The organism is Phytobacter sp. V69, assembly GCF_965644215.1.
Lineage (GTDB): Bacteria > Pseudomonadota > Gammaproteobacteria > Enterobacterales > Enterobacteriaceae > Phytobacter.
In genome coordinates this window covers 1-5,308 of the sequence record NZ_CBFFRL010000261.1, presented here as the reverse complement: position 1 = coordinate 5,308, position 5,308 = coordinate 1, and the positions used below count along the sequence as shown (strand labels likewise).

At 53.2% G+C, this 5,308-nt stretch carries 6 protein-coding genes; 2 read left to right on the top strand and 4 right to left on the bottom strand.

Annotated elements, in window-relative coordinates:
- Window positions 1-454: 454 nt before the first annotated feature.
- The 3 genes from ACSZPU_RS23035 to yobA are packed head-to-tail and all read right to left on the bottom strand — an operon-like array spanning window position 455 to window position 2,056.
- Window positions 455-796, bottom strand: coding sequence for a YebY family protein (locus ACSZPU_RS23035; RefSeq protein ID WP_499003589.1), 342 nt, complete (start codon window positions 794-796; stop codon window positions 455-457).
- A gap of 14 nt (window positions 797-810) precedes the next feature.
- Entirely contained in the window at window positions 811-1,680 is an 870-nt protein-coding gene (gene copD / locus ACSZPU_RS23030; RefSeq protein ID WP_499003587.1) for a copper homeostasis membrane protein CopD, read from the bottom strand.
- Window position 1,681: 1 nt separating this feature from the next.
- A complete protein-coding gene (yobA, locus tag ACSZPU_RS23025) occupies window positions 1,682-2,056 on the bottom strand; it encodes a CopC domain-containing protein YobA (protein WP_499003585.1) in 375 nt (124 codons plus the stop codon).
- 137 nt (window positions 2,057-2,193) lie between these two features.
- Here yobA and ACSZPU_RS23020 point away from each other — a divergent pair, with 137 nt between their 5' ends.
- Together ACSZPU_RS23020 and exoX are read left to right on the top strand one after the other, a co-directional pair.
- Window positions 2,194-2,424, top strand: a complete 231-nt coding sequence (locus ACSZPU_RS23020) for a DNA polymerase III subunit theta (RefSeq protein ID WP_499003583.1) — start codon at window positions 2,194-2,196, stop codon at window positions 2,422-2,424.
- On the top strand, window positions 2,421-3,098 hold the full coding sequence (exoX, locus tag ACSZPU_RS23015) for an exodeoxyribonuclease X (protein ID WP_499003580.1): 678 nt from the start codon (window positions 2,421-2,423) through the stop codon (window positions 3,096-3,098). The genes ACSZPU_RS23020 and exoX overlap by 4 nt, the downstream gene beginning before the upstream one ends.
- On the opposite strand, the gene ptrB is transcribed toward exoX, so the two are convergent.
- Window positions 3,095-5,155: an oligopeptidase B gene (ptrB, locus tag ACSZPU_RS23010; RefSeq protein WP_499003576.1), complete on the bottom strand. Its 2,061-nt coding sequence runs from the start codon at window positions 5,153-5,155 to the stop codon at window positions 3,095-3,097. The two genes, exoX and ptrB, sit on opposite strands and share 4 nt — an antisense overlap.
- Window positions 5,156-5,308: the final 153 nt, after the last annotated feature.

The window sequence follows — 5,308 nt, the reverse complement described above, 5'->3', positions numbered from 1 at the left end:
GGCCTCATTTCTCGCTGCCGTCCAGATCAGATGCATCGCTCTCTGGGCTAAAATCTTGTGACGACACTATCTAGAGAGATGCGCGCAAAAAGGAATTAATTCTGGTATAAGGGTTAGGTCGCCGGATATGGGAATTCGGACGATTTCCGGACATTTTCAGTCGAAGCCGCGTAAGTGCTTGTCTGGAAAGGGTTCCAAAAAAGACCGAATACGATTCCTGTATTCGGTCCAGGGAAATGGCTCTTGGGAGAGAGCCGTGCGCTAAAAGTTGGCATTAATGCAGGCTAAGTCGCCTTGCACTTTAAGAATAGATGACGGCGCCAGGTTTTCCAGTTTGCGGCAAATCCGGTCTGAAAAATTCGGTTATCGTCACGCTTAAAAATGTTAAAACCGCAAGACTTATCGAATAAGGCTTGCGGTTTTTTATATAAAATCAGGCAGATAAACGGGTTTATTAACAAAGTTTTTCCGCTCGGGCGATAAATGGCTCAAGACTCATCTTTTCACCCGGTCTGGCCGGATCGTCAATCTGGATAATGCTGATCGGCTGTGCAGTGGTTTTACCGCTCTCAACTTGCTTCTGCGCCACATCGTTCAGCGGATATTGCACCAGTGTACTGGGGTTGATGGCATAAAGCGCATGATCAGGTCGACAGGTCAGCATCACCTCTTCTCGGTTAAATGCCCATTTATCCTTACCCACTTCAAAGCGGCTTACGGTAATCACCGACGGCGCGGCAAATGCGCCTGCGGAACACGCCAGTAGAAGCATCGTCAGTATGGTTTTTTTCATCACTCTCGTCCGGTTAATCAGAAGGGTTCCCAGGTGGCAAACAGGCTGACGGCTGCCAGCACGAGCGCACCCAGAACCACTTCGGTCCATGTCATCCAAATCAGGAAATGTCGTGCCTGGGAATTTTTCAGGCCTAAACGTGGCACCAGAACATACCTGTTCACTACGGCAATTGCCACCATTAGCGCCACCAGCGCACATTTGATCAACAGCATACGTCCATAATCAGTCTGTACAGACCAAAGACTGCCCTGAATCAGCAGGGTGTTGATCATGCCCGTTATGAGCACACTGGCCACGGCCAGATGGCCATAGCGTGAAAAACGCATCATTGCTACAACCGCATGCTTTTTCCAGCGCGCGCGGCTCATTCGCATACAAAAAATCACCGGCAATAAGCCACCGAACCACGCAGCAGCACACAACAAGTGTAATGCGTGGTTTGCACGTTGCAGAATGCCGGCGATACCTTCGTGCATAGCGGCATGACCAACACCGGCCATCAGAATCAGCTGCGCGCCCGACAGCAGCATTAACCGCCCCTGCTGCTGCGGCTGTAAGTAACCGACAATGAGGGTAATAACGGCAACGATAATCTGCCATAGCCAGACGCTGCCAAACTGCGTACCGATCAACAACCGCCACGTTTGTGGGTCAAAAACATCCGCCCAACCGTCGCCCATGATCCCGCCCTGCAGCGCAAACATCAAGACGGCACTGAGCGCGCTCGCGCACAGGCTCAGATGGAATAGTGGGGAAAAGCGCGTCACCATCAAACGGTGCAGATGGCGAGGTGCCAGCCGGCTAATAAAGAGCGTACAGCCAAAAAGCAGCATCAAGGCGGCGAAATGAAGGCCGCGTAACCCAATATAGCCAGCGGTGAGCATCTTATTTCACGATAAAGGTATATGTGCCGCGGGTTTTGTGGCCATCGACAGAAACGACATGCCAGTCAACGGTATAATTGCCCGGCTGCAGCGCCTGCTCCAGCGGGACAATCATTTGCGTTTTGTCCTGCTCACTACGTTTGACTGCCCCGGTCTTGATGCTTTGCTGCTGCGCGCCAGTAAGGATCACGCCACTGAATTTGGGTTCAATGCCTTCGGAGAAGTTCAGCGTCAGCGCCTGCGGAGCCGTCGTCACCTCGGCATTCGCTGCCGGAGACTGGCTTTTCAGGTGAGCATGTGCGAAAACGGCAGGAGCGGCAGCCATTGCAGCGATAAATACCAGCGTGCGCGACAGGCGGGATGCGATGAAAACCATGTCTTTCATTCCTTTTTGTTATGTATAAGCCGATGAGAATAACTCTGTATAATGGCCTCGTCGAGTATCATCATCGGCAGACTTGTCTTTCTGCGAAAGGCTTAGTAACTTTTGCGGCATAAATCCAGGAGAAACGCATGAATACCAATCTGGCCCGACTTTCACAGGAAGAGATGGACAAAGTCAACGTCGATTTGGCGGCGGCCGGTGTAGCCTTTAAAGAACGCTACAACATGCCGGTAGTCGCAGAAGTGGTGGAACGTGAACAACCAGAGCATTTACGCACCTGGTTTCGCGAAAGGCTTATTGCTCACCGCCTGGCGTCGATCAATCTGTCTCGCCTGCCCTATGAGCCGAAAAGTAAATGACCGCTGAAACCGTATTGCGCGTGATCGATACCGAAACCTGCGACTTGCAGGGCGGGATTGTCGAAATTGCCTCCGTGGATGTGGTGAACGGGCAGATCATTAATCCCATGAGTCACCTCGTGCGCCCGGACCGTCCTATCAGCCCACAGGCGATGGCGATACACCGGATTACCGAAGCGATGGTGGTCAACCAACCGTGGATTGAAGAGGTGATTCCTCAATATTACGGCAGCCACTGGTATGTCGCCCATAATGCCAGCTTCGATCGACGCGTACTGCCGGAAATGCCCGGTGAGTGGATTTGTACCATGAAGCTGGCGCGTCGACTCTGGCCCGGCATTAAGTACAGCAACATGGCGCTGTATAAATCACGCAAACTTAGCGTGCAAACGCCGCCGGGGTTACATCATCACCGGGCGCTTTATGACTGCTATATCACCGCGGCCCTGTTGATAGACATTATCAACACCTCCGGCTGGACGCCGGACCAGATGGCGACCGTCACCGGCAGACCCGCCCTGCTGACGACCTTCACGTTTGGGAAATACCGGGGCAAGCCGGTTGCCGAAGTCGCAGAGCGCGACCCCGGTTACCTGCGTTGGTTATTCAATAATCTGGACCGAATGAGTCCGGAACTGCGGCTGACCTTAAAGCATTATCTCGACGATAATTAATCTGCTTTTTTGTCCGGCAACGTGCCTTGTGCCAGGGCGACCAGAAACGCAAACTCCAGCGCTACGCCCTCATAGGATTTGAAACGGCCTGATTTGCCGCCGTGGCCAGAATCCATATCGGTACAGAGCAGCAGCAGATTGTTGCCCGTTTTCAACTCTCGCAGCTTCGCCACCCACTTGGCCGGTTCCCAGTATTGCACCTGTGAGTCATGCAACCCCGTGGTGACCAGCATATGCGGATAGTCGTGTGCGCTAACATTGTCGTACGGGCTGTAACGTTTGATGTAGTGATAGTAGGCCTCATCCTGCGGATTTCCCCACTCTTCAAACTCGCCGGTGGTCAACGGGATGGATTCATCCAGCATGGTGGTGAGGGTATCGACAAAAGGTACCTGAGCAATCACTCCATGAAACAGCGACGGACGCTCGTTGATAACCGTCCCCATCAGGAGTCCACCAGCACTACCACCCATGCCGTAGCAAAAGAGCGGTGAACCGTACTCCTGCGCCAGCAGTGCATCCGTGACGTCGATAAAATCATTAAACGTGTTTCTTTTGTTTAGGAACTTGCCGTCTTCATACCACTGCTGCCCAAGTTCACCACCGCCACGGACATGGGCAATCGCATAAACAAAGCCGCGATCCAGTAAACTTAACCGGCTGCTGCTGAAATCTGCATCCATACTGGCGCCGTACGATCCGTAGCCGTAAACCAGTAACGGATTTTCCCCTTTGCGGAAATGTTTGTGGTTGTAGACCAGCGATACCGGCACTTCTACACCATCCCGCGCACGGATCCACAGATGCTCGCTGCGATAATCACTGGCATCAAACCCGGCCACTTCCGTCTGTTTGATCACGCGTCGTTCGCCGGTGTCCATATCCAGCTCAAACAGCGTGTCCGGCGTTGTCATGGACGAATAGCCATAACGCAGCCGCGATGTTTCGGGTTCCGGGTTATAGGCAAGCCAGGTGACATACGCCGGATCGTCAAAGGCTATGCCGGTAACTTCGCGCGTTTTGCGGTTGATTTGCCGCAAGCTGGTCAACCCCCGCTGGCGTTCCTCGACCACCAGCCAGTCCGTGAAGAGGGTAAATCCCTCCAGCATGACATGCTCCCTCGCCGGAATGAGCACCTCCCAGCGTTTTTCATCGCGCACTTTGGTGCGATACAGGCCAAAGTTTTTACCATCACGGTTCGAGCGCAGATAGAAGGTGTGCTGGAAGTGATCAAGACTGTAGTCGTGATCTTTACGGCGCGGTAAAAAGCAGAGCGGCTGAGCATCAGGTAATTCGGCATCCAGCAGTAACACCTCGCTGGTTGTCGAGCTCGCCAGGTGAATGATGATGTAGTGCTGAGAGGTGGTCTTGCCGAGACTGACGTAAAATGTATCGTCCTCCTCTTCGTAGATCAGCTCATCATCCGTCGAGGGTGTGCCGATGGTGTGACGCCAGACCTGGTACGGCAGTAGCGTCGTGGCATGTTTGCGCACGTAATAGACGGTTTCAGAGTCGTTGACCCACACACAGCCGGGGGAAACGTTATCAAGCATTTCCGGATACCAGTTCCCGGACTCGAGATTACGAAAGCGGATCCCATACTGACGACGCGACAGGTAATCCTCAGAAATGGCCATCAGCGTGTTGTCCGGCGAGATGGCAATCCCACCGAGGGTATAAAAGTCGCTGTGTGACGCGCGCTGATTAGCATCCAGCAAGACTTGCCACTCATCCCATTCCGCAGAAAGTGCTGACTGACGCTGGTAAATCGGGTATTCACCTCCCGGCTCAAAGATATGCCGATAGCGATAGCCGTTCTTCACATAGGGGGCGGAGATCTCACGCTGCGGAATACGCGAGATGATCTCTTGCAGCAGGGTATCCTGCAGTGCCTGTTGGCTGGCCATAATGCGCCGACCATATTCATTCTCTTGCTGCAGGTAATCCAGTACCTCTGGCTGCGAGCGGGTGTCGTCCCGCAGCCAGTAATAGTTATCCAGACGCGTATCGCCATGAACTGTCATGACGTGGGGGATTTGCTTAGCTTTCGGCGGCATAACTCTGTTCTTATCTGTTTTACACCCTATAAGGGTGGCAAAAGCCGCGCGCGATGCAAGCGAAACGTGAGAAAGGCGCTAGATAGTGTCGTCACAAGATTTTAGCCCAGAGAGCGATGCATCTGATCTGGACGGCAGCGAGAAATGAGGCCG